Origin of the sequence: Streptomyces sp. OfavH-34-F (assembly GCF_022347745.1) — a bacterium.
GTDB lineage: Bacteria > Actinomycetota > Actinomycetes > Streptomycetales > Streptomycetaceae > Streptomyces.
Genome location: NZ_JAKRGC010000396.1, coordinates 1 through 4,898 on the forward strand (window position 1 = coordinate 1; position 4,898 = coordinate 4,898).

3 protein-coding genes and 1 pseudogene are annotated in these 4,898 nt (G+C 75.4%); all 4 read left to right on the top strand.

Annotation, left to right across the window (positions count from 1 at the left end; translation table 11 throughout):
* On the top strand, positions 1 to 646 hold a 646-nt coding region (locus MHW47_RS31845; protein WP_239227335.1), incomplete at its 5' end, for a nitroreductase family protein.
* A gap of 12 nt (positions 647 to 658) precedes the next feature.
* Positions 659 to 3,436 carry a lantibiotic dehydratase gene (locus MHW47_RS31850; RefSeq protein ID WP_239227336.1) on the top strand — a complete coding sequence of 926 codons (2,778 nt, stop codon included), beginning with the start codon at positions 659 to 661 and terminating at the stop codon, positions 3,434 to 3,436.
* A complete protein-coding gene (locus MHW47_RS31855; RefSeq protein ID WP_239227337.1) occupies positions 3,424 to 4,578 on the top strand; it encodes a lantibiotic dehydratase C-terminal domain-containing protein in 1,155 nt (384 codons plus the stop codon). The genes MHW47_RS31850 and MHW47_RS31855 overlap by 13 nt, the downstream gene beginning before the upstream one ends.
* Positions 4,575 to 4,898 (top strand): annotated as a pseudogene (locus MHW47_RS31860) (peptidase M50); the annotation flags it as partial. The gene MHW47_RS31855 and the pseudogene MHW47_RS31860, both read left to right, overlap by 4 nt.

Genomic DNA, 4,898 nt, shown 5'->3' on the forward strand with positions numbered 1-4,898 from the left:
CGTCCCGGCGGGCGGCACCCGGACCGCCCTGCCCGCCCCGCGCTTCCCCGACGTGCCCGTACGGCGTGCCCTGCGCACCCGGCGCAGCAGCTTCGGCCGCTTCGACGCGGCGCGCCCGGTCACGCCCGCCCAGCTCTCCGCCGTCCTCGCCGCCTGCGCCGGGACGACGCTGCCCAGCGACGCGGACCCGGACGGCACGGTGCGCCAGGCCCGGATCTACGCCTTCGTCAACCACGTCGAGTCCGTCGAGCCCGGCGCGTACCTCTACGACCCCGTGGCCGGGGAACTGCGGCTCGTCGAGGCGGGCCCGCAGGGGGCGTTCCTCCAGGGCACCTACTTCCTCGCCAACTACAACCTGGAGCAGGCGGGGGCCGTCCTCGTGCCGACCGTCCGCACCACCGCGGTGCTGGACGCGGTGGGCGACCGGGGCTACCGCCTGGCGGCCGGCACCGCGGGCGCCGTCGCCCAGACGTTCTACGTGGCCGCCGCCGCGCTCGGGCTCGGCGCGGGCGTCGCCCTGGGCTTCGACAACATCTCGTTCATCGAGAAGCTCGGCCTGGGCGACGGCGACGAGGCCCCCCTGCTGATCATGCCGCTCGGCAACGAGCGCCCCCGGCCCGCCGACTTCCGGCACGAGATCGCCTGACGGGAACCTGCGATGACACTCCTGACATCCGACACCACCTCCCGTGCGCCCGACGTGTGGGAACCCGGGCACCGCTTCCTGCTCCGGGTCGCCGGCCTGCCCCTGGAGACCGTCCGGGGCCTGCGCTGCCCGGGCACCGGCGGCTGGGCCGACGAGGTCCTGGAGCTGGAGGAACGGCTCGCCGCCGAGGGCGCCGCGCTCAGCGAACTGCTGCACGGGCTCCTCGGCGCCGCCGACGCGGCCGGCAGCGAGGCCCGCCGCCTCCTGCTCCACCTGCGCCGCGCGGTCTTCAACAACCGCCTGCCCGCCGACCCCCGAGCCGCCGAGCGTCTGGTGACCGGGCTGTCCGAGGCGGCCGGCGCGCGGTTCGCCGACTGGCTGGCCCGCCGCGCCCGGTACGCCGAACTCCTGGACCGGGGCCCCGGTCTGCTGGCCGGGGAGATGCGGGACGCGCGCCAGGCGCTGCGCGAGGCGCTGGCCGGGGAACGGCTCCGGCTGGGGCTGCTGCTCGCCTCGCCCACCCTGGACAGCAGGCTCGACGGCTACCTGGCCGACACGAGCGCCGAGCCGGGCAAGCGGATGCGCAAGATCGAGCGTTCGGCGCTCACCTACCTCTACCGCACCGCGTGCAAGACGAGCCCGTTCAGCACCCTGACCGCCGTCGCCACCGGCACCTTCGCCCCGGACGCCCCCGGCACCGCCCCCCGCGCCCCGCGCATCGGCGAGGAGTGGACCAGCCACGTCCGGCTCAACGTCGTCGTCCTCGGCCGGCTGGCCGACCTGATCCTCGCCGACCCCGTCCGCCGCCAGGACCTCCCCGTCGTCCTGGCCCCCGGCTGGGGCCGCGACGAGGACCGCATCCGCTACGTCCGCCAGTGGGTGACCGCCGGCGACGACGGCGCGGCCGTCACCTTCGACGCCGTGCGCGACCGGCTGTTCTACCTCCGCTCCAGCGGCACCCTGGACCGGCTGCTCGCGTTCTTCTCCGCGCACGACGGACTGCGCCACCGGGACCTCGTGGACATGCTGCGCACCGAACGGGGCGCCGGGGCGGAGGAGGCCGAGCGCTACGCGTCCGCCCTGCTCCAGCTCGGCATGGTGCAGGTGCCGGGCCTGCGCACCGACGTGCACGGCGCCGACCCGCTGCGCTCCTTCCAGCGGGCCCTGCGCGGCCTCGGCGCCCCCTGGGCCGACGCGGTCGCCGCCGCGCTCGACGGACCGGCCGCCTGCCTGGCCGCGTACCCGGCCGCCCCGCTCGCCGAGCGGCGCGCCCTGCTCCGCACCCTGCGCGCCCAGCTCCTCGGCATCCAGCGGGAGCTGGGGGCCGAGGAGGACGCCGCGCTGCCGCAGACCCTGGTGTACGAGGACGTCAGCGCGGGCGCGGACCTGTCCGGCGGGCCCGGCCCGCTGAGCGGCGCCACCGGACAGGCGCTGCGGCGGGTCGAGGGCATCCTCCCGATGTACGACGTCACGCTGCCCCAGCGCATCACCCTGCGGGGCTTCTTCCTGGCCCGGTACGGGAGCGGCGGCCGCTGCGACGACCTGCTCGGCCTGGTGCACGACTTCCACGAGGACTTCTTCGACCAGTACGTCTCGTTCACCTCGAAGCGCAGCGCCTTCGACGCCGACGGGGAGTACGTGCCCGAGGAGAACTGGCTCGGCCAGAGCGCCCTGCGCACCCTGGACGCGGCCCGCCGGCGGTTCGTCGCCGGCATGCGCGAGCAGTGGGAGCGGCACGGCGAGTCCGCCGAGATCCGGCTGCCCGCCGGCCTCCTCACCGAGGTGGCCGGTGAACTGGCGCCGATCGTCCCGGACTTCAGCCCGCAGAGCCATCACCTCCAGCTCGCCGGGACCGACGCGGACGGGCGCCCGCTGGTCGTCCTCAACCGCTCGTACGGCGGACTCGCCTTCCCGTTCAGCCGGTTCACCCACGTCTACGACCCGGACGGCTCGGCGCCCCCGGACGCGCCCCCCGGGCTCTCGGAGCGGCTGGCCGGCGAACTCCGCGCCCGCGCCCCGCAGGGCGCCGTGCTCGCCGAGCTGACCGGCGGCCCGATCACCACCAACCTCAATCTGCACGGGCGGCTGACGAGCCACCAGATCGTCTGCCCCGGCGAGACCTCCACGGTGCCCGAGGACGCCCGCATCCACCTGGAGGACCTGTACCTGCGCCACGACCCGGCCACCGACCGGCTCGTCCTGCGGTCCCGGCGGCTGGAGCGCGAGGTGGTCCCCGTCTACCTCGGCTATCTCGTGCCCGTCGCGCTGCCGGAGATCCCGCGCACCCTGCTGCTGCTCTCCCCGAGCACGATGACGCCCACGGACGTGTGGGGCGGCGTCCCCGAGGGCCCCGCCGTGGACGGTGTCACCCGCAGGCCGCGCGTGGTCCACGACGGGGTCGTCGTCAGCCGCCGCAGCTGGACGGCCGACGCCCGGGTGCTGCCCGCCCGCACGCCCGGCGCCGACGAGGCGGGGTGGTTCCTCGGCTGGCGGCGCTGGCGGCGGGCCCACGGCCTGCCCGCCCAGGTCTACGCGACGGTCCTGCGCGACGGGCGGCGCGCCCTGGGCGCCAAGCCCGTGTACGTGGACTTCGACAGCCCCCTGTCGCTGACCGCGTTCGACGCCCTGCTGGAACGGGGCCCCGGCGACGCCGTGGTCCTGCGGGAGGCGCTCCCCGCCGAGGACGCCCCGCACGCCGTCTCCGCCCGGGGCCACCACGTCGCCGAACTGGCCGTGGAGACCTTCACCTCCCGCCCGCGTACCGAGGACGGTCCGACATGCCGGAACTGATCTCCCCCAGCCCCACCTGCCCCGTCACCACGGAACGGGGGGACTGGATCGCCCTGCACGTCTTCTACGCGGCCAGCCCCCGGCCGATGCTGGTCAACTGCGTACGGCCGCTGGTCGCCGAACTGACCGCCGAGGGGCTGCTGGCCGGCCACTTCTTCATCAACTACTGGCTGGAGGGGCCGCACGTCCGGCTCCGGCTGCGCCCCGCGAGCCCCGCCGCCGCCCCGGAGGTGCGGCGGCGCGCCGAGGCGGCCCTCACCGACTTCCTGCGGACCCGGCCGGCGCTCTACGAGGTCGACTCCGGGTTCCTCAAGGACTTCTACAACGAGCTGTTCGACATCGAGTTCCCCGGCGAGGACCGCAGCCGGTACATGGGCGCGGACGGCCGGATGAACCTGCGGCCGAACAACTCCTTCAGCCTGGAGCCGTACGCCCCCGAGTACGCCAAGTACGGCGGGCCCGCCGGGGTCGAGCTGGCCGAGTGGCACTTCCGGCACTCCAGCGACCTGGTCATCGACGCCTTCCGCACCATGAACCTGCATCTGCGGACGGTGCTGCTGGGCACCTCCGCCCAGCTGATGATGGTGATGTCGAGCTGCTTCCTGCCCGAGGAGGACCGCCTCGTCGACTACCTGGACGGCTACTACGCGTTCTGGCACCGCGCGTTCCCCGGCACCGGCTTCATCGGCTCGGCGGAGTACGAGCGCAACTACGCGCGGATGGCGCCCGCCCTGGGCGCCCGGTTCGCCGCGATCCGGGCCGCCGTCGCCGCCGGGGAACTCGGCCGGCTGCCGTCCTTCCTGCGCGACTGGGCGGCCCACTGCCTGGAACTGCGGGACCGCGTGACCGACCTCGCCACCCGGGGCGAACTCCTCTTCCCCCTCCGGGACGGGCCCGCCCGCGAGGACACCGGCCAGGAGCGCGCCGAGCCGGAGGTGCCGCTGGAGAAGCTCACGCACGTCCCGGCCGTCCTGCCCCGGCTGCTCTCCCCGTACATGCACATGACCAACAACCGGCTGCATGTGACGATCCGCGACGAGGCGTACCTCTCCTTCGTCCTCGGCCAGGTGCTGCGCGCACCGGCGGGCGCCGCCGGCGCGGTGCCGGAGGGCGGCGGCGGGAACGGGGCGGCGGAGTCGTGAATCCGGCCACCGACCACGCCCGGGCCGCCGCTCGCGCGTACCGGCCCGCGCTCAGACCCGGAGTCCTCATCAGCCCGCCCCTGCTGCGCGGCCCCCGCACGGTGCACCTGCTCAAGCACCCGGTGAGCGGGGCCGCGTTCGAGGTCGGGCCCAAGGAGCACTTCCTCATCTCACGCCTCGACGGCACCCGCACGCTGGACGACCTGGCCCCCGCCTACGCCGAGCGCTTCGGCCGCCGCCTCGCCGAGACGCACTGGACCGGTCTCCTCGGCCTCCTCGGCACCCGGGGCCTCCTGGCGGGCGCCCCCGAACCGCCGGCC

Coding starts and splice junctions, on each gene's coding strand:
- MHW47_RS31850 (WP_239227336.1), top strand. CDS start 659: ATGACACTCCTGACATCCGACACCACCTCCCGTGCGCCCGACGTGTGG.
- MHW47_RS31855 (WP_239227337.1), top strand. CDS start 3,424: ATGCCGGAACTGATCTCCCCCAGCCCCACCTGCCCCGTCACCACGGAA.